At 39.3% G+C, this 22,380-nt stretch carries 24 protein-coding genes and 1 pseudogene; 7 read left to right on the top strand and 18 right to left on the bottom strand.

Translation table 11 applies throughout. The features are described 5' to 3' along the window. Positions 1-100: 100 nt before the first annotated feature. Entirely contained in the window at positions 101-1,405 is a 1,305-nt protein-coding gene (locus tag QZL64_RS14345; RefSeq protein WP_021842639.1) for an ATP-binding protein, read from the bottom strand. A gap of 360 nt (positions 1,406-1,765) precedes the next feature. Between QZL64_RS14345 and QZL64_RS14340 the strand changes: the two genes are divergently transcribed. Both QZL64_RS14340 and QZL64_RS14335 read left to right on the top strand, forming a co-directional pair. Beyond that, positions 1,766-2,458, top strand: a complete 693-nt coding sequence (locus tag QZL64_RS14340; RefSeq protein ID WP_021842638.1) for a 5-bromo-4-chloroindolyl phosphate hydrolysis family protein — start codon at positions 1,766-1,768, stop codon at positions 2,456-2,458. Between the two features lie 166 nt (positions 2,459-2,624). After that, a complete protein-coding gene (locus QZL64_RS14335; protein ID WP_021842637.1) occupies positions 2,625-3,785 on the top strand; it encodes a toxic anion resistance protein in 1,161 nt (386 codons plus the stop codon). A gap of 157 nt (positions 3,786-3,942) precedes the next feature. On the opposite strand, the gene QZL64_RS14330 is transcribed toward QZL64_RS14335, so the two are convergent. From QZL64_RS14330 to QZL64_RS14305, 6 genes are all read right to left on the bottom strand, one after another. After that, a complete protein-coding gene (locus tag QZL64_RS14330; RefSeq protein ID WP_021842636.1) occupies positions 3,943-4,536 on the bottom strand; it encodes a helix-turn-helix domain-containing protein in 594 nt (197 codons plus the stop codon). 125 nt (positions 4,537-4,661) lie between these two features. Next, positions 4,662-5,522: a GIY-YIG nuclease family protein gene (locus QZL64_RS14325; protein WP_021842635.1), complete on the bottom strand. Its 861-nt coding sequence runs from the start codon at positions 5,520-5,522 to the stop codon at positions 4,662-4,664. Between the two features lie 20 nt (positions 5,523-5,542). Further along, complete coding sequence (locus QZL64_RS14320) at positions 5,543-6,235, bottom strand: alpha/beta hydrolase (RefSeq protein WP_296309743.1); 693 nt, start codon at positions 6,233-6,235, stop codon at positions 5,543-5,545. A 19-nt stretch (positions 6,236-6,254) separates the two neighbouring features. After that, complete coding sequence (locus QZL64_RS14315; RefSeq protein ID WP_021842633.1) at positions 6,255-6,584, bottom strand: hypothetical protein; 330 nt, start codon at positions 6,582-6,584, stop codon at positions 6,255-6,257. A gap of 28 nt (positions 6,585-6,612) precedes the next feature. Then, positions 6,613-7,002: a hypothetical protein gene (locus QZL64_RS14310; RefSeq protein ID WP_226974377.1), complete on the bottom strand. Its 390-nt coding sequence runs from the start codon at positions 7,000-7,002 to the stop codon at positions 6,613-6,615. 93 nt (positions 7,003-7,095) lie between these two features. Then, the gene (locus QZL64_RS14305; protein ID WP_021842631.1) at positions 7,096-7,968 is read right to left on the bottom strand and encodes a LysR family transcriptional regulator; all 873 of its coding nucleotides are present in this window, start codon (positions 7,966-7,968) and stop codon (positions 7,096-7,098) included. A 147-nt stretch (positions 7,969-8,115) separates the two neighbouring features. Here QZL64_RS14305 and QZL64_RS14300 point away from each other — a divergent pair, with 147 nt between their 5' ends. The 4 genes and pseudogenes from QZL64_RS14300 (at position 8,116) to QZL64_RS14285 (ending at position 13,349) form a co-directional block, all read left to right on the top strand. Beyond that, positions 8,116-8,349 (top strand): hypothetical protein, encoded by a 234-nt coding sequence (locus QZL64_RS14300; RefSeq protein ID WP_021842630.1) that lies wholly within the window; start codon positions 8,116-8,118, stop codon positions 8,347-8,349. A 21-nt stretch (positions 8,350-8,370) separates the two neighbouring features. After that, positions 8,371-9,501, top strand: a complete 1,131-nt coding sequence (locus QZL64_RS14295) for an alpha/beta hydrolase (RefSeq protein ID WP_021842629.1) — start codon at positions 8,371-8,373, stop codon at positions 9,499-9,501. A 324-nt stretch (positions 9,502-9,825) separates the two neighbouring features. Then, a pseudogene (gene cooS, locus QZL64_RS14290) lies at positions 9,826-11,975 on the top strand (anaerobic carbon-monoxide dehydrogenase catalytic subunit). A gap of 345 nt (positions 11,976-12,320) precedes the next feature. Further along, positions 12,321-13,349, top strand: a complete 1,029-nt coding sequence (locus QZL64_RS14285; RefSeq protein WP_021842626.1) for a virulence RhuM family protein — start codon at positions 12,321-12,323, stop codon at positions 13,347-13,349. Positions 13,350-13,700: 351 nt separating this feature from the next. On the opposite strand, the gene QZL64_RS14280 is transcribed toward QZL64_RS14285, so the two are convergent. The 8 genes from QZL64_RS14280 to QZL64_RS14245 form a co-directional block, all read right to left on the bottom strand. Continuing rightward, positions 13,701-15,113 (bottom strand): glucose/sorbosone family PQQ-dependent dehydrogenase, encoded by a 1,413-nt coding sequence (locus QZL64_RS14280; protein WP_021842625.1) that lies wholly within the window; start codon positions 15,111-15,113, stop codon positions 13,701-13,703. A gap of 211 nt (positions 15,114-15,324) precedes the next feature. Beyond that, positions 15,325-16,290 (bottom strand): Fic family protein, encoded by a 966-nt coding sequence (locus tag QZL64_RS14275; protein WP_021842624.1) that lies wholly within the window; start codon positions 16,288-16,290, stop codon positions 15,325-15,327. A gap of 105 nt (positions 16,291-16,395) precedes the next feature. Next, the gene (locus tag QZL64_RS14270; protein ID WP_021842623.1) at positions 16,396-16,599 is read right to left on the bottom strand and encodes a helix-turn-helix domain-containing protein; all 204 of its coding nucleotides are present in this window, start codon (positions 16,597-16,599) and stop codon (positions 16,396-16,398) included. Positions 16,600-17,074: 475 nt separating this feature from the next. After that, the gene (locus QZL64_RS14265; protein ID WP_021842621.1) at positions 17,075-17,623 is read right to left on the bottom strand and encodes a hypothetical protein; all 549 of its coding nucleotides are present in this window, start codon (positions 17,621-17,623) and stop codon (positions 17,075-17,077) included. A gap of 25 nt (positions 17,624-17,648) precedes the next feature. Further along, positions 17,649-18,170, bottom strand: a complete 522-nt coding sequence (locus tag QZL64_RS14260) for an N-acetylmuramoyl-L-alanine amidase family protein (protein ID WP_021842620.1) — start codon at positions 18,168-18,170, stop codon at positions 17,649-17,651. 10 nt (positions 18,171-18,180) lie between these two features. Next, positions 18,181-18,711 carry a phage holin family protein gene (locus QZL64_RS14255; RefSeq protein ID WP_021842619.1) on the bottom strand — a complete coding sequence of 177 codons (531 nt, stop codon included), beginning with the start codon at positions 18,709-18,711 and terminating at the stop codon, positions 18,181-18,183. Continuing rightward, complete coding sequence (locus tag QZL64_RS14250; protein ID WP_021842618.1) at positions 18,708-18,857, bottom strand: hypothetical protein; 150 nt, start codon at positions 18,855-18,857, stop codon at positions 18,708-18,710. Before QZL64_RS14250 ends, QZL64_RS14255 begins: the two co-directional genes overlap by 4 nt. A 4-nt stretch (positions 18,858-18,861) precedes the next feature. Then, the gene (locus QZL64_RS14245; protein ID WP_021842617.1) at positions 18,862-19,287 is read right to left on the bottom strand and encodes a hypothetical protein; all 426 of its coding nucleotides are present in this window, start codon (positions 19,285-19,287) and stop codon (positions 18,862-18,864) included. A 42-nt stretch (positions 19,288-19,329) separates the two neighbouring features. On the opposite strand from QZL64_RS14245, the gene QZL64_RS14240 reads away from it, so the two are divergent. Continuing rightward, the gene (locus QZL64_RS14240) at positions 19,330-20,304 is read left to right on the top strand and encodes a tyrosine-type recombinase/integrase (RefSeq protein WP_021842616.1); all 975 of its coding nucleotides are present in this window, start codon (positions 19,330-19,332) and stop codon (positions 20,302-20,304) included. Between the two features lie 76 nt (positions 20,305-20,380). Here QZL64_RS14240 and QZL64_RS14235 read toward each other — a convergent pair whose 3' ends face one another. The 3 genes from QZL64_RS14235 to QZL64_RS14225 form a co-directional block, all read right to left on the bottom strand. After that, positions 20,381-21,340, bottom strand: a complete 960-nt coding sequence (locus QZL64_RS14235) for a leucine-rich repeat domain-containing protein (protein WP_021842615.1) — start codon at positions 21,338-21,340, stop codon at positions 20,381-20,383. Further along, entirely contained in the window at positions 21,337-21,714 is a 378-nt protein-coding gene (locus tag QZL64_RS14230) for a hypothetical protein (RefSeq protein WP_021842614.1), read from the bottom strand. The genes QZL64_RS14235 and QZL64_RS14230 overlap by 4 nt, the downstream gene beginning before the upstream one ends. Before the next feature lie 442 nt (positions 21,715-22,156). Then, positions 22,157-22,360, bottom strand: coding sequence for a hypothetical protein (locus tag QZL64_RS14225; RefSeq protein WP_296309739.1), 204 nt, complete (start codon positions 22,358-22,360; stop codon positions 22,157-22,159). Positions 22,361-22,380 lie beyond the last annotated feature (20 nt).

The raw sequence follows: 22,380 nt of genomic DNA, 5'->3' as shown, positions 1-22,380 counted from the left end.
TTATTTATCTATTAAATATTAAACGTGGGCCGATCTATTTAACTGATTTTTAAAGTAAAACAGGCAATCATTTAATCAAATGATTGCCAAAATAACACTATTAAAATAATCGAGTAATATCTTTATTTAACAGGAACTGCTCTACGCCAACATAAACAATCCCATTATCATCACGCCAAGGTTTAATATAGTCACGTATAACCACAAGTTTGCCAAACGAATCCGGGATCCGCAGTAATGAAGCTATTTCCTGATTTCGTTTTTCAGGTTTATCAATCGATAGCGCCGATTGTATGTAGTATCTCTGATTGGATTGATTGACTATAAAATCAACTTCCAATTGCTTACGAGTATTTTTACCGGAATCAGTTCTAATATACTCCTCAACAACACCTACATCCACATTATAGCCCCGACGTACTAAGTCACAGTACAAAACATTTTCCATAATATGGTTTTCTTCCTGTTGACGAAAACTTAATCTTGCATTTCGTATACCCACATCAGTGTAATAATATTTTAACGGTGTTTTGATATATTTTTTTCCTTTAACATCATATCGATTAGCTTGCTTTATTAAAAAAGCATCAACAAAATAACTCAAATATCTACTGATTGTAGTCGAATTGATTTTAACTTGTTTTTTACTCAAAAAAGTATTAGCTAATTTTGTCGGATTCGTTAAAGATCCTATACTGGAAGCAATAATATTTAATAAATCTTCCAAAATGGACGTATCATTTTGAATTTGATAACGTTCTACTACATCCTTTAAATAGGTTCGCAAAAATAAATCACTTAAATACTTACTCTTTTCTTCGTGCGTTTGTAGTGAAAAAACTACCGGCATCCCGCCATAGGTATAATAATCAAGCCATGCATTGCGTTCCGGTCCCTCATATTTTTCATACATTTCTGCAAAGGAAAGAGGATATACTTGAATTTCATCCGCACGATCCCGAAATTGGGTAAGAATATCTGAAGATAGCATTTTAGAATTACTACCGGTTACATAAATATCCACATTAGGCAACTTCATTAACCCCAGCAAAACATCTATGAAGGTTAATTTTGCTGTATTATCATTAACGTATGGATTCTTAATCTCAGCTACAAATTGAATCTCGTCAATTAAAATATAATATTGTGTTGAAGTTCTCTCTATTTGCGATCTAAGATACGCGTCCAACTCGATTGGATTTCTATATTTGGCATTGCCAATTTCATCGAGAGCTAATTGGACAATTTGATTATCATGAACATTATTTTGATGTAAGTAATTAACAAATAATTTAAAAAGTAAATACGACTTTCCGCATCTTCGAATCCCCGTTATCACTTTGATTCTACCATTATGTTTTTTAGCCACTAATTTTTCAATATATTCCGCTCTGGCAAATTCCATTATATTCTCACCTCACTTCATATTTCGAAATTTTATTGCGGATTCCGCATTTTTTCCTCGACTATATTATAGCAATGATATTAACTTGCTTCAAGACAATTCGAAATTTTATTGCGGATTCCGCATTTTTTTGTCGAGTTTTTCTTCAAGCTTTTCTTCGGCATTTCTTCAAGTATGTAATAAATAGGCTTAAGAAACTTCCTCGTCAATCTACGGCCCTCAGACTATATTCGCATGCCTTTTACTTCACGCCCGATTGGTCTATTTATCACCTGTGAGTTCTAAATGGATATCGGCAGAGCTTATGAAAATATGATAAAATTAATACAAGCGATTCTTCATATTAAGGAGGAACCATACATGCGATATTTTTGGTTATTTATAGCAGTTTTTTGCTTCACCCTTTCAACGGAATCTTATTTTTCCGGTTTTGAAACAACAAGCCTTGTTATCCTTGGTTTTTTGGCTCTTTACCGTGCCATTCGTTGGAAAAAGAGTTTTAACCCTAAGCTAAAATTCAACAGCGGTAACAAAGAGCTGGACCGCTTCAACACGGAGCTTTTTAATAAAGCCATTACGGACTACAACAAAATGGAGCGGGAAATCAAAACGTTAAACGATAAATCGTTCCGCAAGCAGTTACAAAAAACACAAGGTATTGCCAAGAACTTTCTGACCTATCTGCAAGAGCATCCGGAACGTATCGGGCTGGCGCGCCGTTTCATCGATTATTATCAGGACCGCGCCATCTTATTGGTGCAAAAATACAAAGAATTGGATCGGACCGGTCTTCAGGAGCCAGAAGTGGAACATTCTAAACGAGAGATCAAACAGCTCCTCCATTATTACGACGAAGCCTATGCCGATCAGTTTACCAAGGTTCTTAACTCACAGCTCATCGATCTCGATGCGGAGATGAAGGTCATGAGGGAGAATATGTCGGCGGACGGGCTCAATCCGAATATTCAAGAGCGTCCACCAATCACTAAAGCGAATAATCCTCTCATCAATTCCCTGATTGAGCTTAGTGATAAATTTTTAAATCGTAAGTAAATGAACGCAGGATACCCACCCTAATGCAGGGTGCAGAATTCCCACCTAAGGCATGGCGTAGGATACCCATCTAATATATGGCTCAGAATCCCCACCTGTACCTTGCGTGAAGTTGGGCAGCAACATTGGTTAATTTTTAAATCGTAGACGAAAGTAGGGTGCAATTATGGCTGAAATTAATTTGAACGACCTCTTAGCGAAGAAACAGGCAGAAGCTACGGAAGATACACCAACCATTGAAACAACGGAATTGGTTCGCGTTAACCAACAAGTAGAGACGCTCACGCCGGAAGAACGTAAACAAGTAGATCAAATCAAAAACTCCATCGATTTAGTGACGTCCAATGCTATCGCCCAATACGGCATGGCGGCACAGGACAACATTGCGACGTTTTCAGACAGCATCTTGGCGACCGTGAAAAGCACGAATCACGAAGCGGCCGGCACCTTGCTTACCGACTTGGTAAAACAGGTTAACGAATTCGAAGCAGAGCAGGATGGCACTAAAGGCATGTTGGCCAATCTGCCGGTAGTCGGTTCCCTTTTCAAAAAAGTGGCGAACCTCAAAGAGTCTTACACTACGCTGGCTGTTCAAATCGATAAGATTCAAGCCGGTCTGGACAAGCAAAAAATGGTGCTCATGAAAGACGTGGCCATGTTTGACGGTTTGTTTGAAAAGAACCTGGAATACTTCAAACAGCTTCAGCTCTACATCCAAGCGGGCGAAGAAAAACTCCAGGAACTTAATGAAGTAACGATTCCTAAGCTGGAAGCCGATGCTCAGCTCTCCGATAATCCGATGGCTCACCAAGTGGTGCAGGATTTTAAAAACTCCGTGATTCAGTTTGAAAAGAAAGTGCATGACTTGAAGCTCAGCAAAATGATTGCCATTCAAACGGCGCCGCAAATCCGCATCATCCAAAATAACGACAAGATTTTGGTGGACCGCATCCAAACAGCCATCTACAACACTATTCCATTGTGGAAAAACCAGATGGTTCTTGCCCTCGGCCTCGGGCGTCAGCAAGAAGCGCTCAAGATGCAGCAAGCTGTTTCCGAAACTACCAATGAGCTCTTAAAACGCAATGCTGCGCTTCTCAAACAAAACTCGCACGAAACGGCCGTTGAAAATGAACGGGCCATCGTGGACATCGAGACAATTAAGCAGGTTAACGAAGATCTCATCGCTACCATCGAGGATACTATCCGTATCCAGAGTGAAGGACGCCAAAAACGCCAAGCTGCGGAACAGGAATTGCTGCAGATTGAAGGTAAGCTCAAAGACGCACTGCTTAAGAGTGCGGGGCGGGTGGAAGAACAAAAATAGTTGCTTTAATCATCAAATTGACTAGTATTGCTATACTATAAAATCTATATAAACAATTAGGCCTACAAAGTCAGAAATATCTAACTTTGTAGGCCTTTAGTTTTGTCAATTTATGTTCAATTACTGCCTGTTTTTAATACAAACTCTTCAGATTCTTTTATACATTCAATTTAAACAGCCCATGACGGTTACAATAGGCATAAATAATGCCATGCCCACGACTCATAAAACGGCACTCTGCATTTTGTTCAGGATAGAGTTTCACTAATGTATATCTATCTGATGTCACATACGCCATAAAGGAAATATAGTGCTGTTTCGTCATGGGATGCTCCATATGCACGAAAAAGTCATGCTCAATCTTCTCAACGTTAATGATATGTTCCGGAGATTCTTCCGGTGAATCTTCTTCTACAGTAAGAACCGGTAGTTTAACACCGCAGCAATTGAAGTCACCTTCACCAAAACTTGTAATGATATTGCCGCAGATTGGGCAGACATAAAATTTGAGTTTTTTTACATTGGCGGAGCAGTTATCATTGATAGCATATTCGCCGGCAAACAATTCTGCTACGGAGATACTGAGTGCCTCCGCCAATGGCGTAACCAAAGTAATATCCGGTAGACCCTTGCCGGTCTCCCATTTAGAAATCGTCTTGTCACTGATAAGTAGCTTTTCAGCTAATTCTTTTTGCGTGAGCTTCTTGCGTTCACGCAGTTCTTTTAACATCGTGCCTGATATATAATTCATAGCCATTACACCTCTTTCTTTTGCTATGGCTATCTTAAGATAAAATGGGGGTACTGGCTACCTACGCTGCGTAGAATGTCGAAAGAATCTAAGCTTTTATCATTAAACTATTCCCAAAACATTATTTATTCGAATGATTTTTCCGCTTCAGTCTCTTTTAAAGTTTTACCGTCCTCGTTTTTCCATACTGCTGGCCCACTAACATTATATCCAAGGACAAAACATGCAGCGGTGGAAGAACTCGAAAATAATATATCTTCAACTGTTTTCCAATCTTTAATTCTACCAGCTTTATAATGTTTATCTCTTAATTTAATCAATCCGGAACTGAATGATCTAGGGGCTGTTCTTTCATTAACAGAAGCTCCTGACAACAATACAAAACCTTCAGATGTAATCATAGCTGTAGCTGTTGCACTTCCAATATTTAAATATAACTTAGGATATTCTTGACGTGTTATCTCATTCTTTTGAACAATAGGTTCTAAAACTTTATACCCTAACGTATTAATTAAAACTTTAATATTATCAAGAAATTCTTCCATAGCAGCAATTTGAGATTCTTTTAAAATCGTTTTGCGATAAGTATTTTTAGTTAACACCAAATAACGTTTGCTATCTCTAGCCATATCAACTAATCGAGACTCAAGATATCTAATAAGAGCTTTATTTAAATCTCGACCTACAAATAATACTACTGTATTCCAATAATACGTCTCTTTTTCAGCCGCATAATCTCTTAAATGCTGCATTAATCTTTCTTGAATATTTTCAGCTTCACCAATGTACACAGAATCAGTGTCATCCTCTTCCTTGCAAAACAGATAATATACACCGGCTCCCTTTATATCTGTGCGTTTACATTCACTCACTTCAATTCTTGGAATCTTAATTGCTTTACCGTTCCAATTTGAAAACTCAGCCGTAATAAGACTATCAGCTGTCCCATTGGCCAAAAATAATTCAATTGATTTACCCCTAGCCATTCGTATACACTCCTTTATAATCATTCGCACTTCATATTTATCCGCAAATCTCCGCAATCCCCCCTGGCTATCCGCCAATCTATATCCTTAAAATGGTTTCCTTCATTCATTTCAAAGGTTACATCTATATTCTGTTCTCTTAAATGCTTAACAATAGCTTCTGTATTATCCTGTACCGTTTTAAGAATCTGATGTTTCGTTTTAGATTCCTTATCACCTAAAGAGAAGTATAATTTTTCCGGAATACGCTTCATTTGATGCGATTCAACATATTCCTTAAAGTCCGGGAACCAAAACGAACTGGACATGCAGGCAGCCCGTTCAAATACATCACAGTTATAAAGAGCATACAAAGCAAAAAGTCCCGCCATAGAATAACCGGCAATATATGTTTTTGTCGGTGTACCGTCTATTAACTCAAGTCCTTTTGGCAACGCCTCATTTAGGAGCCAATCGAGATACACAGAAGCATCGCCGGTAAATGGCGGCTCTTGTTTTGAAATGAGAGGAATTTCCCACGGTGACAACTCAGAATTCCAATTAAGCTTACTGATAACAAGAAGATTTATATCAAAATCGCCCATTTTCTGAAGTTCTGCCAACACGCCGGAACTATCGTCTTCAAACATATTCAGTACAACTAATGGTTGATTGGGCTTTTCAGCTTTATATAAGGTTATATCCTTGCCTGATAGTTTAAAACACTCTTTCATAAGTTCCCCTTCCATATGATTACTTTTCAATATCAGCCTCTAAGTCATCAATATCGTCATCATCGTCGTTCAAATATCCCCATATTTCTTCGCGATTATATTTTTCAAGCAAAAAATTACAAAGTTCAGCCAAATACATAAGATTACATTGGTATTCCACTTCAGGTCCCGGATTTACCTCAAATTCAACCAAGGTAAATATACTCGGATCATTCTCATCGACACCAATATAAAACAACTTCTTTTCTAATTCCACAAGGTCTTTTTCTAAATGCCTACGGACCATTATTAATTCTTCAAGTGTGTCATTCTTATGCTGTTCTACAAACTCTTCCGGACTTATCATCATAATAGTACCCTCTTGATTTTATACACTTTTAATAGTAATACGTCTGATCAATATAATAACGCCAGCCAATTTGATTCATGCCATACTCAAATACCCCATTATGAGGGATTACTACGGTAGTGTGTCCACCTCTCATCGTATTTGTACGATAGCGCCACATATCGTTTCTGAACTTAGAAAAATTCCAAACCACGATTTGCTTTAATTGGCCATTTTTGACGAACTTAGTGGACACTGAAAAACCTCGACCATTCGAATCAGAACTATATGTTATTGTATCGTTCATAACATATATATCAATATTTTCATAATTCCAATGATCTACCCAAACATCCGTAGCGCTTGCCGAATTCATACCGGCGAACATAAAAACTAACCCTAAACAACAAATAAATAATCCCTGCCATAACCGCTTCATATACCTCATCCCTTTCAATCAATGAAACGCACTACTTGATATTTACTTACAGTATAGCACAAGCGTTTTGTCCGGTACACAAAAACATAGTTCTCATGCCACTAGCAAGTTAGTCAGCGCTTTTATAAATATTTCTGTAATGGGTGTAAATATCTGATATTTTTTCCACACGATATAGCAACGGGTTTCCAGCTTAGGCGACAGCGGTCGCCATATTAACTCATCACACTGCGGCACTAAATGTTCAAAAATAAGCTGCAGGCCTACGCCGTTTTTTACAAACTGACTGCCATTATAAAACAAGTTTACATTCCCGATAAAGTTCAACTGATTCACTTTTTCACCACACCAACGGGAGATATCATTTTGAATCGTCTGCTCCGAAGCAATCAGGTTTTCACTAACAAGATCATCAAAAACAATGGCCTGTTTCGCTGCCAATGGATGGTCAGGCCGCATCAATACACCATAGGTATCAGTGCCCGGCAGTTCAATATAATTAAAGTTATCAAGGCTCGGCGGCTCCACAATTAAGGCGAAGTCCAATATGCCTCGCTCAATGCGCTCAATAACCTGCTCGGTATTGCCGCTGGTAATGTGAAAATGAAGTAACGGATACTGTAGTTGTAACTCGTGAAAAACAGTGGCAATATGATGAACCAAATACGTTTCTGCACAACCGAAACGAATCTCGCCACCTATGAGATTATCCATGTCTTGAAATTCCTGCATCGTTTTATCGACCAAAGACAGAATATCCTCCGCTCGTTTTCTCAGCAAAACGCCTTCCTCCGTGAGCACAAGATTACGCCCCTGTTTTTGAAAAACCTTCTTCCCCAAGGTATCTTCCAACTGTTTCATCTGAACAGAGAGGGTGGGTTGTGATATATGCAATTCATTGGCAGCCGCTGTCATACTGCCTTCCCTTGCTATCGTCAGGAAATGGCGCAAAATAGTGGTATCCATACTGCATCCCCTTTCGGTTTAATCGATTAAGATTTTTAATAGATTTCAATTTATTATTGATATTGGTAATTTGTCTTTGTAGCCATTATACTATGGTCATACAGTTGAAGTAAACAAACAACGACCAATTAGAAAGGGGTGACACGAATGCCCGAAGCTTCAGATATTAGGGGTATCATTCGACAAAATCTCCTTGATGCCGGCTGTAGTGAAACGATGACAAAATCTTGTATGGATGAATTCACACAAGGTAAACGAGTCCAGCTACACAGACGCTTATTGGCTCATCGTAAGGAATTATTGAATGTACTTCATTGTAAACAACAACAAATCGACTGTCTGGATTATCTTATTTATCAATTAACAAAATCTAAAAAGTAAACGATTACGGAGGAGACCCTTATGAAGAAATTATTCAAAACGAAACGAATTCTTATGACCTTAGCATTAGGCACACTCATGACAGCTACCGGCATCGCGGCCCAAACAGTTTCGGCGGCCGGCCCTGCAGTAGCACAAGCCAACGCACTCATTTCACCGGGTGTAATCACCGAAGACCTTAAACTTACCAACGAATGGGATAAAAAGTTTAAAAAGAGCGATAAAGTAAATCATCAAAAAGTAACGTTCCACAACCGCTACGGCATTACTCTCGCAGCCGATATGTATGTGCCTAAAAATATCAAAGCCGGCGAAAAATTACCGGCTATCGTAGTGGTGGGCCCGTTCGGCGCCGTTAAGGAACAGGTATCCGGCCTGTATGCCCAAACTTTGGCAGAACGCGGTTATATTGCCATCGCCTTTGACCCGTCTTTCACCGGTGAAAGTGGCGGTAATGTCCGCAATGTAGCATCACCGGAAATCAACACGGAAGATTATTCTGCCGCCATCGATTTTCTTACCACACAAAGTCTGGTTGATACTGACCGCTTAGGCATCTTAGGTATCTGCGGCTTCGGTGGGATTGCCTTAAATAACGCTTCCATGGATACTCGTGTAAAAGCCAGCGTTATTACAACTATGTACGACATGACCCGTTACTATGCGAATGGCTATAACGATGCCAATGACAGCGCCGAAGCACGTCATCAGACGTTAGAAGAGCTTAATGCACAGCGTACGGAAGATTATAAAAACGATACCTTCGTCCGCACCGGTGCCAATGTAAATCCGGATTTATTACCAGCTGATGCACCGAAATTTATCCGCGACTATGCTGAGTATTATGCAACGGACCGAGGCTACCATCCACGTTCCGTCAACTCCCTTGGCGGTTGGAATAAAACATCCGCCTTATCTTTTATCAACATGCCGTTCTTACAACGCTCCGATGAAATTCAGAGTGCCGTATTGATCATCGCCGGTGAAGAAGCGCATTCCCGTTACTTCAGTGAAGATGCCTTCAAAAAACTTAAAGGGGACAACAAAGAGTTGATTATTGTTCCGGGTGCATGGCATACTGATTTCTATGATAATCCAAACTACATTCCGTTTGATAAAATCGATGCATTCTATCAACAATATTTGAAATAAGTAAAACCTGAAAAAGGTCTCACTCAGATATTAATCGAATGGGACCTTTCATTTATTTGTAGTATTTTATTTAAGCAATGACAGGAACGCCCTCTCCATTCCACTCATTTTTTATCTTCGGACCACCATTGGTCTCATTACCTCTCATTATACATGACTCGGGCATACAGCAAAATCGTTTTTCCTAAATATACAAATGTACTTGATAATTTTACAAAAACAACGATTTCTTCTTGATAATACACTGAAGTAGTTCTATACTTAAAGTAGCAAATAGTCGGTAGTAAGTACTATTCTTTTTACACTTAAAGGAAGTGAATTCTTATGTCTGAACACGACAATCAACAAGACAAAAAGCACGTTCACGATCATAACCATGATCACCACCACAATCATGAGCATCTTCACGATCATGACCATGACCACCATCATCCTCATACTCATGAACACGCTCATGATCACGCACACGACCACGACCATGAACATGATTGTCTCGCCGACCACGTACATCCTCATGACCACAATCATCCTCATGTACATGGCGACGTTAACGACTACATGAAAGCCGTTGCGGAATATCGCAAAACTTTTGCCTCCAAACAAGACGTTTTGGACAAAACGCCGGATCCTGCGGTACGTGAAATGATTCTTCGTATGGAACAAATCGGTTGCGATACTACTTTTGATCGTTTTGACAAACAAAAACCACAGTGTACCTTCGGTTTAGCCGGTGTCTGCTGTAAAATCTGTAACATGGGTCCATGTAAGATTACACCACAAGCGCCACGCGGTGTCTGTGGTGCCGATGCAGACCTCATCGTATCTCGTAACTTATTGCGCAGTGCCGCTGCCGGCGTGGCTCAACACGGTGCGCACGCTCGCGAAGTTATTTTTCCTTAAAATTTGTTGCTGAAGGTCGTTTGAATTTACCGATTATCGGTGTTGAAAAATTACACCAAGTTTGCAAAGCCTTTGGCATCCCGGATGACACGGATGATGTTAAAGCCTTAGCCGGCAAATTGGCTGATGTTCTCTTGGCCGACTTATCTCGCGCCACACCGGATGACTACGAAGCCATCAAAGCCTTGGCTCCGGCTGAACGCCAAAAAGTTTGGCAAGATTTGGACATTATTCCAATCAGTGCTTATAACGAAGTATTCGATGCTTACCACCGCACCGGTTGCGGTACCGATGGTGATTGGGAAAGCATTATGAAACAATTCTTGCGTTGCGGTCTTGCTTTCTGCTACACCGGCGTAGTCGCTGCCGATATTGCTACCGATGTTCTCTTCGGTATCGGTCATCGGGCGACTTCAAAAGTAAATGTCGGTGCTTTGAAAAAAGGCTATGTTAACATTGCCGTTCACGGTCATTTACCAACCTTAGTGAGCGAAATCGTTCGTGTCGGCCGCACTCAGGAATTCATCGACATGGCGAAAGCCCATGGTGCCGAAGGGATTCAGTTCTACGGCGTATGCTGTTCCTGCTTGTCCGCTATGTACCGTTACGAAGGCGTTATTCCTTTGTCAAACGCCGTTGGTGCCGAACTCGTTTTAGGTACCGGTGCGCTTGATTTATGGGTAGCCGATGTACAGGACGTATTCCCTGCCATCATGGATGTGGCGCGTTGCTTCAAAACAACGGTCGTGACTACTAACGATGCAGCTCGTCTCCCAGGCGCTGAACATTATGCGTATGATCATCATCATTCCAACATTGAAGACACTGAAAAATTGGCGCGCAAAATCGTAACCCGCGCTATCGAAAGCTTTGCTAATCGTCGCGATGTGCCGGTTTTCATTCCACCATACAAAGTAACCGCCGATGTAGGCTTCAATGCTGAAAACATTGCTGAAGAATTCAATGGTTTCGGTGCTTTTGTAGATGCTTTGAAGAGCGGTCAAATCAAAGGTATGGTTAACATGGTTGGCTGTAACAACCCGCGCGTTATTTACGAACGAGCCATTGTTGATATTGCCGACGAATTATTGAAAAACAACATTTTAATTTTCACAAACGGTTGTGCATCCTTCCCACTCTTAAAATTGGGCTATTGCAGTAAAGACGGTGCGTCCAAAGCCGGTAAATCCTTACAGGAATTCTTGGGCGGCAAATTACCACCGGTATGGCATGTAGGCGAATGCGTAGATAACACGCGTGTATCCACCGTTTTAGCCGGCGTCGCTCAGGCAGCGGGCAAAGACATTAAAGATATGCCTTACGCCTTCACCAGTCCTGAATGGTCCAATGAAAAAGGTCTCGACGCTTCCCTTGCATTCCGCATGTTCGGTATCAACTCCTACCACTGCGTAGAACCACCGGTACAAGGCTCCACTAATGTGGAAAACTTCTTAAAACACGACACGAAAGACACGCTCGGTTCTGTTATGACCGTTAATACGGATCCAAAAGCCTTGGCTAAACAGATTATCGAAGGCATCGAAGAAAAACGTCGTAAGTTAGGTTGGGACTAGTGGAAGCCTTATTAGTATAAACTAGTCAAAATTTCTGGTTTGTAAAAACTAAGTGAGAATTGCTAGTTACTATAAACTAAATCAGAATTACTTTTTATGTGCGAATCGATATAGAAAGTGATTTAATTCAGCTCTTATAAAAACTAAAAATAGTATTCAATAAATCCCTCCTCTTAACGTTAAGGCTCAGATTCTAACGTAAGGGGGAGGGATTTTAATGTCAATTTACTAATTCCATCCCTATCATCGAAGCCGCCTTTAATCCTTATAACTCTTTTCATGTTATAATTGTTCTAAGAAAGAATTAGTGAGTATATGAAATAAAATATTTTTAGGAGGTTCAATATGTTTTTTCCTTTCCCGGACGGATTACATCCTCAAGGAGATGTAATTATTTATCAATCAAATGATACCAATATTACCACTAATGTGCTTTTTAAAAATGAGACATTTTGGATGCCTCAAAAAGATATAGCTCAATTGTTCAATGTTGAACGTTCAACCATCAGCCGCCATTTACAAAATATTTTTAATGAACACGAACTTGATAAATCAGTGGTATGTGCAGAAATTGCACATACCACTAAACATGGTGCTATAGATGAAAAAACTCAGACCAAAAATGTCACCTATTATAACCTTGACGCCATCATCGCCGTTGGCTACCGAGTTAATAGTAAAGAGGCTACTCAATTTCGTATATGGGCCACAAATACACTACGAGAATATATTGTAAAAGGATTCGCCTTAAATGATGATTTACTAAAAAATGGTCGTCAATTCGGCAAAGACTATTTCGATGAATTATTAGAACGTATCAGGGAGATTCGTGCTTCTGAAAGACGTTTCTATCAAAAAATTACCGATATTTTTTCACAATGCAGCTATGACTACGATAAAAATAGCCAAGAGGCTCAACTATTCTATTCTACTGTTCAAAATAAGCTCCATTGGGCCATTACAAATCATACGGCGGCTGAAATTATTCATGAGCGTGCGAATCATCAAAAACCACATATGGGATTAACAACGTGGAAAAATATGCCTGATGGCAAAATACTCCAAAGCGATGTTATCACTGCAAAAAACTATTTGACTGAATCCGAGCTACGAGAATTAAACCGAGTAGTAACAATGTTCCTAGATTATGCGGAAAATCAGGCAGAAAGACAAATTGCCATGAGCATGTCCGATTGGTCAGGCAGACTTGATAATTTCTTGCAGTTCAATGAGTATGATATTTTAAATAACGCAGGAAAAATATCCGCCGAGGTAGCAAAATCACTTGCTAAAAGTGAATATAAAAAATTTCGCGTCATCCAAGACAAAGAATATATCTCTGATTTTGATAAAATAGTCAAGAAAATTAAGTAAAAAACTATCTCGCCTAATACAATAGATATTATATTTTGCATTACAATTATTTAATATCATTCCTCAATATTGCATTTTTATTCTCTTGAGTCTATAATTACTTTTAAGAGGTGGAGGGTGTTTCACCCTCTTGCTTTTTTACTTTTTAGAAGCCTTGTAAATCAGTATTGCAGCTGCCAGATTGATGATACTAATTACAAGGCTTATATCTTTTTATATTCATCAAGTGCTCTTAAATTTTCAAAAAGGGACCCTCCGCCGTTATGGCGCTGGGTCCCTTTTACATATATTCATTTATGCTATATTCTCGAAAAGAACGTAAACTGAAATCTCTACCGGGAATCAGTCTTTTTATTTGCCGGTCTTATCTCCTGTATATTCAATGACGATAATAGCGCCCTTATTTTCCATCTCTGTAATCGGCTTGCCATCTTTACCTAGCGCATTACCGCCGTTATCCGTAGCAACGTAGATCTTTGTAGTATCCGGGCTTACAAGAACATTGCGGTAACGGTTATTAGTCTTGAATAATTTTTCTACATCGCCCTGAACTTGTTCACTTTTACCATCAAGTTTCACACGATAAATGGCACCATTCTTAAGCGTCGTAATGAGCAAGGAATTCTGCCACTCTGTAATCTTCCCGTCTGCCGGATAGTAGGCAACACTGGAAGGAGCAATGGTTGGCCAACCTACATAGTAAAGTGGTGCATAGGTTTCATCGGCAAAATCATAGCCATTGCGAACAACGTTAAAGGATTTAAGCGGATCTTTAAGGTTCGGAGCATTAAAGTCTGTTTCCAACTGAGTCGGAACGCCTGCCGGAATATTGTTTGAATCAAATTTTGCCTGCAATTCTTTGGAAGCCTGGGAATAGTTGGCATACACATAGGATTCATTATCTCTATAACCTGCCACATACGGCCAGCCATAGTTGCCGCCTTTTTCAATAAGGTTCAGTTCATCATCTGTAGACGGACCATGTTCGGTCGCAAAGAGTTTATCACCAACAAAGGCGAGCCCCTGAGTATTGCGGAACCCATAGGCATATACATGACTTTGGACACCATTTAATACAGGGTTATCTGAAGGAATGGAGCCATCTGCATTGAGACGCAAAATTTTGCCCGGATAGAGACTATAATCATTAGCGGCTACCTGCTCTGCTGTTGGTAACATCTGAGCCTGGATTTCCTTGGCTACGCGAGTCCCCTGATTATTCCCTTGGTCACCGATGGTATAGTAAAGCTTACCATCCGGTCCGAAACGAAGTCGACCGGAGTTATGATCAACGCTGGCCGGCAGATTATCGAGGATAGCTGTTTCATCACGAAGTGTCTCGGTCTTAGGATCATAAGTCATACGGACAATACGAGCATGCTTTTCACCATTCACTTCATAGGTATAAGCCGTGTAGACATAATTATTTCCTTTAAGGAACTGTGGGTCCAGTGCGAGGCCCAGAACGCCTTGATGAGGCGGCGCCGCCACGGCATTATTAAAGGTGTACAATACCTTATGCTTACCCTTTTTCGGGTCAACCTTAGAAATCGATTTTGCCTGACGTTCGGTTACCCACAACGAATTATCCGGTCCCCAAAGAACTTCCCACGGAGAACCCAAGCCATCTACAAGGACAGTCGCCTTAAAAGGCGCTGCAATATTGACCTTGTCTCCATGGGCTGCCTCAGCCACCATACTAAAACCTGCTGTTGCCGTAATGGCAAAAAGACCACAAAGTACTTTTGCTGCTAATTTCTTCATACGGTTCTCCTTTCACATAAAAGTCCTTCATACTTAGCTATCTCTAATCGATTATTTTCGACTAGAGATAGCCTATAACCGTGCTGAATCGTGAAGTCTTTCCGGTCCTCAAGACGGTAAGCTGTACTTCACATTTCATTCATATCTCTTATTATTATAAATAAAAAACAGTTACTTGTATACTGAACACCTAAGCGAAAGTGTCTATAGTTTATTTTATTGACTCTATCTCGTATGATTCTTCAACTTTAGCCTTAACATATTCTTCAAACATATACGGTGCTTCCTCTTCTTTTAAGATACTACCAATATGCATGGCTCGATTCTGTAGCACATTTTCTTCATCAAGCAATAAATTTCTTAGGAATAACTCAAGGAATTCCGTTGTTGCAAAAACACCGTTTTTCAAATCGCTATAATTAGCCCTAACCAACGCGTTTCTAAAATACCAAGCATGCTTGGCAAAAATATTGTTCGTAGCAGCAAAGCCCAATGTGCTCAAATACTTAATAAAGAATACAGCCGTTGTCCGTGTATTACCTTCGCCAAATACATGAATTTGCCACAAGCCGGCTACAAATACGGCAAGATGGTGAATAATCTCATCCATGGACAGATTTTTATAAGAAAACTTCTTTTCTTGTGAAAAATCATACTCCAGCGTTGCCCGTAGTTCTGAAGCACTGGCGTAAAGAACAGTTGCTCCGTTCAGCACCCATTCTTTTTTTGTAATATTATAATCACGATATGTCCCTGCATGAGGATAGATGCCCGTAAAAAGCTTTTTATGAATGGCCAGATACTCATTTGGGGTAAAGCTGAAAGCATGTTCTGAAAGAAGTGCTGCAATACGAACAGACACTTTATCGGCTTCTTCTGTCCGATTCGACGCATCCGTGTTCGGCTTCGCCTCGTAATAATTTTGCAAAAGTTGCTGAGCATCTTCCAAGGAAATCTCGCCTTCAATATTTCGAATCGCCGTATCCAATAAATACTTCGAAGGCTGCAGACCATCAACGGCCTGCAGGCCGATAGCCGTCTGCCATGCATAACCTTTTTCACGCTTAGCCGGTTCGGATTCTTTTATATATTCTTTGAAGGGATCTTGGTCCGGCACATCTTTGGGATGTTCAACGGGGTGTTCAAATGCATCTTCATACGATTTTTTCGGCACCATATATCACCTCATCATTTTGATTAACAGCAACTCTTTATTAGTTGTCGTCGACTCTTGTTATTAAAGCCACGGCTTCAACATGTATGGTAGTGACATCAAAACATATCACTCCACCGGCTCACCATATAGGCGTTTCATGCCATCATATGTTACTAACCATATACGTTTTGATTGCCTAGCCTCAACGCCTATCTTAAATCGTGGTGGCTTTCCATTTCTTTCAATACAAGCTTGACGCAATGAATCTGTACTCTTTCCCCATAATTCCGCTGCTTCTTCCAGAGTTAATACTTTATCAATGTAATTCATCGGAGCCTCCTACATATATAATATCCTATAACACATCCGGTAATCAAAGCTTTTACGGCTTCCTTATCAAAGTCTATAAAATATATTAAAATGGCAATGCCTATAATTGCTATAATGTCTTTCATCGTATTCACTCCTTATGATATAATGAAAGTGTCAGGAGAGGTTTCCCTCTCCCTTCACCGCTCTCTTATCGTTTTTGTTTTCGACGACGCTTACGATTTGAGGGCTTTTCTTTTTTTCTGAACTCTAGCCATATCATTACTACTAATGTTATGAACCATTCAACATCTACTTTATCAATCATTTCTACCTCCTTTCTATGGTTTTATTATACCGTATATACGGTATAATGTCAAGTAAAAATAAACAAAAAAAGTGCCCAAAAAGCTAGATTTTATCTAACCTTTTGGGCTTTCTTCTTTTTCACATACTTAACGCAATATGCTACGAGATAAACGGATCACCGTACCTTTCACCACTGAGCCATCGTATACATTACCGTGGCTCCTTTTATTTTAGAGCCATCAAATTGTACTAATCCTTCTACCCTGCCGGCTTGATAGCCTACCGTCGGATATACTTTATCATCAATAACTGTAACACCGGCTTTTATCTTATGTTCTTTGTTTAGGTTGATTTTATAAACATCAACCTTCTGCTTATCGGTATTCGGTACAACCACTGTTCTATCTGTATTAGCAGTGGCTTCTTTTGGTATATCCGGTAATTTATTTTTAATTGCCTCAGCAGTTTTAACCGCAGCCTTTTCCACTGTAGGTGCTACTACTGTATACGTTATAACCGGCTTAGATTGAGGTATTACATTTACTATTTCTTCAGCTTGCTTAGGTGTAACTTTTATTTCTTTGGCCAATTCCACCGTATTTGACATTGTAGATTGAGGTATAACTTTCGGCTTTTCAACTTTTTCCTTACTATTAATATAAAACGCCGTTGTAATAACAATTAATGCTACTGCAATGGCTGCATATAGTATATAACATATTTTTTTATTTTCCATTATATCCCCATCCTTTAACAATTCCCTAAGCAGTCCAATAATCAGTAATGCCACGAGCGATTGCTCGGACCATTTTGTCTAAGTCGTTTTCCAGTATAGCTAGATCTTCCATGTTATCGATAAACGCTAACTCTACTAATACGGCTGTGCCCATTGTTCCATTTAGCACATAGAGCCCTGGACGCTCCTTAATACCTCTATCAATAGTATTAACACTTCTGATAATTTGTGACTGAATAAATTCTGCCAAATGATGTCCGCTATAAGAACGATATAGCGTTTCTGTACCACGTGCCGTACCATTAAAGGCATTGCAGTGTAATGACACAAATAGATCCGCACCCCAATAATTTGATTCATCACAAATCTCTTGCAAATCATCAGATTGCAATGCTTTCACTTCAATTCCAGCCGCTTCTAAGTAACCCATTAATAGTTTGCCGGCCTTAGCGGCAATGTCACTTTCACGAGTACCAGTTACAGGATTAACGGCTCCCGGATCAGGTATACCTCCAGGTGCATGGCCTGGATTTACAAATACTTTCATGATGTGCCTCCTAAAATTTAACTTTATTTTCGATTTTGTCTTTAACCAGTTCTAAAAATTTTTCCATACTTTTATTACCTCCATCCCGGAGGTTTTCTAAAATACTTAGAAACTCTGAAGATCCAAGATAAAGCCAAACAAGATTGACTGCAAAAGAGTTCTTACCTGCCATCCAATCAAATAAAAAAGCAGCCGCCGTGGCTGCTACATAAGTAAGGACCTTCTTACAAAATCCTTTTCGCATGTATTCACTTTTAATTAAATTCAAATCAAAGGCCGTTGGAATTGCCCGGTATTTTTCCCAAACCGCAATGTGTTCCGGATCATATCCAAATTTTTCTACCAGCATTATGTAAGCCACACTAGCCCACTTGGTTACTAGATCAAGACATACAAGCAAAATAAATATACCTAATACTTGCACATGCTTTAACCCAATCAACCAAATCGCTACTGCGGCTACAACAGACAAGGCACTTTTAACCCACCATGCGGAAATCAATGATTGCCACATATCTTGTAAATACTGTACATACATCATTCATTGTTCTCCTTTTCTGCCGCAATCTCTTTATCGCATTCCGCAATCGCATCAATGTATACATTTAAAACACAATCTTCATCAGGGCAACGACCATCTTCAGTTAGTTCCGCTGCACAATATTCACAATATAATTTCTTTTCCATGTTATTAAACCTCCTTGATTGCATCAATCATAGCCTTATTATTGGCCTGATACTGGTCACGTAACTGTGCTGCTAACTTATCATTGCCTTGCAATAAGGCTGTCAACATTCGTTCTTGTAGCGGTTCATTAGCCGCATCAGTTTCTGCCTTAATCTCCTGAATTTTGGCTTTTCGCACTTCCGCTGCTGTCGGTACATAAGGTGTAGGCAATACCGGCTTAGTGTAGCACCATACATATTTGCCATCTGCCAATTTAGCCTGTATGCTGCCATTCTCGTCTCTTAAACATTGTTTGCCGGGATACGCTTCTTTTGCTAACGCTTCCAATTCTTCCCATGTATCGCCATGGACTTCAAGCCAATATGATGCTAATCGTTTGCTTTCTCCGTTTTTATCCGGATCATCAAGTATAATTAAATATTGATTCATAACATTATAATTCCTTTCTTTAAAAACAATGGAGGTTAAAAAATGAAACTACCTAATAACTATGGCTCCATCAGCAAACTATCCGGTAATCGCCGTAGGCCCTTCATGGTGCGTAAAAGCCTTGATGGTACACAATTAGTTATCGGCTATTTTGAAACAAAAGAAAAAGCCCTACAAGCATTAGCGGACTATAACCGCCAACCTGCTGAGCTACCAAGAGAAAATATTACTTTGACTACCTTATACAAGCAATGGCTGCCGCATCATGCTCCAACTCTTTCTAAATCCGGAGTATCTAGTTATACAAATGCTTACCGGCACATCCAATCTATTGCAACTATACCAATACAACAACTCACATACGATGATTTTCAGGGCGTTCTTGATGCCATGAATTTATCATATGCGAGTAAAAAGAAGGTACGATCACTTATTAACCAGTTATGCAAGTATGCAATCAAGAAAGAACTCATGCAGCGTAACTACGGTGATCTTGTAACCATTGGTAAAAATACTAAGGTACGCCCGCACAAACCTTTTACCCGGCAACAGATAAATAAGCTATGGCAACTCAATACACCTGAAACTGACGGAGCTCTGATTCTTTTATACACCGGCATGCGGTGTGGAGAGTTACTTAATCTCCGGCGGAAAGATGTTAACCTAAAAAGTAAATTCCTAACCATCACCAAATCTAAGACAAAAGCCGGAGAAGGAAGAGTTATTCCAATCCACAATCGAATTCATCCTATTGTTGAACGTCTCTGTTCTCAATATCAAGATCGTTTATTTCCCATTTCATATACCAATTTTTCCAAACATTTTAATCGAATTACAAATGGCAAGCATACAACCCATGACTGCCGTCACACAGTAGCAACCATGCTGGATCGTGCCGATGCAAATCCAAATGCTGTGCGTGCTATCCTGGGTCATAAAAATGGAGATGTCACGATCAAGGTTTACACTCATAAAGGCTTGCGTGACCTGCGTAGAGCTATTGCTTTATTAAAATGATGCTGCTAACTTGATACTAACTATACATTTAATAACTAGACTAGCTGTACTATTATTAGAATCTTAATGTTGCAAATTAGCTACTAATAGCACTAATTACCGGTGCATATTTACTCCAGTTCGGTGCCGATTTGTAAGCATCCACGGATCCGCTTGGAACCATAATGCTAATTACTGATCCACCTGCCCCCAGCATAAAAGTTCCGTTTAATGCAGGTGGCTTAATTGCCCTAATAATTAATGTTAAATCAATACGGCAACCGGAAAATGCACTATTGACTACTGAAGTACAAGCTTCTCCTAATTCCACAACTTGAATTCCATTGCTGTTGTTGAAAATATTGGCTGTAAGAGCAACAATACTCGGTAAACGGATTGTGCGAATATTACCACATTGAGCAAATGCAAAAGGCCCAATACTCTCAACTTTTAATAGGTCTAAATCTGTTAAGCTTGAATTAAACGAAAAACATTGTTGACCGATACTTGTTAGAATATCAGAATTTGGCACTGCTATTAATTTATTACATCCATAAAATGTGCTAGTCGGTAAAACAGTAACCTTACCTATATTGGCACTAATCATCTGCTGACAATACTGAAATGTAGCCGATTTGTTATTTAAAGTTTCAAGATTAGATGCATCAAATGATACCATATTACAATTACTAAATGCATTGTCAGTGCTAATTGATTTTAAATTGTCATTCTTATAGCTATTTATAATCTGCCCATTATATAGTTTACTGTTAATCTCTTTCTCAGTTCCTACATAATTTCCAAAGTTATATGATCCGCTTGCTACTACTTCAAGATGTACACCGCTTGCAAGTTTTTTAATCATATCCGGCATATCTGCTGGTTTTATCTCGGTGATTCCTGTTTTTTCCTGAATAACATCCCCTATGTTATTCAGATTTTGCCTTAATTCTTTAATCGTATCATCTAGCTCTTTCGTATCAACAATCCGATTCACGGCAACGTTTAACCGTGGCGTATCCCCTCTAATTTTTACTTTATACTGATGACACTTCATTTATTTCCCTCCCTAAATGCAAGTCCCGGAGATATTAATAATTCTCCCTGCACAATCCTCTGAGCCTTGCCATTACAAATTCGTTGGATATCATAATACAACTTATTGTATTTAGCATGACTATTATTAGCAACTAGTTTAGCAGTAATATCACGATTTAGCCTTAATACAATTTCGCCATTATTAACAACTTCACAATCACATTTAATAGCTAATGGATCACTGTAGCGATAAGATGCTCCAAAAATAAACTTACTATTTGATGTATCTATTAAACTTCCATTATCATCAGTTAAATTAAAAGTTATTTGATGATCGTCTCCCTGATTGATTTCTAAATCAATCTTTTCTACTTCATTGTTATTGTAAATCAATTTATCACCTCCTAACTTTTATAATCTGTATTTAATTTTTTTCATCCCCAAGGTATAAAAGTTTCTGGAACTACTGGAGGTTCATTAAATTCGGGGTATTCCGAAGGTGAACAATTAGTGGCTTATCCTATTCCATTTAAGAAATTGTTAGGGTTTACATCTGGGTTAGTTGATACTTCTACTACCTTTGCCGAACATGCCTCTGTAAATCCTAATAATTCAAATGCACATATATTCTTACATGCCTTAACAGCCACAAATGTAGAAATAACAACTTGGATCTGGCTTGTGGGAATATAGCCAAGGTGGAGCTACTCCTCGACCATCCAATAACGCAACAACTGCTACTTTTGCAACATCTTTTGGCAGCACTGATTATATTATTGTGCCGGTAGGCGTTATTGATGCAAATGACAATAAATGGAATCTGACAGTCAACGTGTTAAAAGATTACAAAACGGCAGATAGCTGTACTTTTAGAACATCTGACTCGATAGCCCCAGCTTGCTATTATTTGGCAGCGGGAAAACTCATAGCTTAACCAAGGTGGAGATTTCTCGTTAAATAGTAATGGTAATGGGACGATAACTTTACCTATAACATTTTCTAATAATTTTAAATTTTTTGGAACGCCTAAATTTGGCACTGATAATTCTCCTTGGATAC

Source organism: Veillonella sp. CAG:933 (genome assembly GCF_000431435.1).
GTDB lineage: Bacteria > Bacillota > Negativicutes > Veillonellales > Veillonellaceae > Veillonella_A.
Note: the sequence above shows the minus strand (reverse complement) of the source record. Positions and strands in the feature narration are given on the sequence as shown.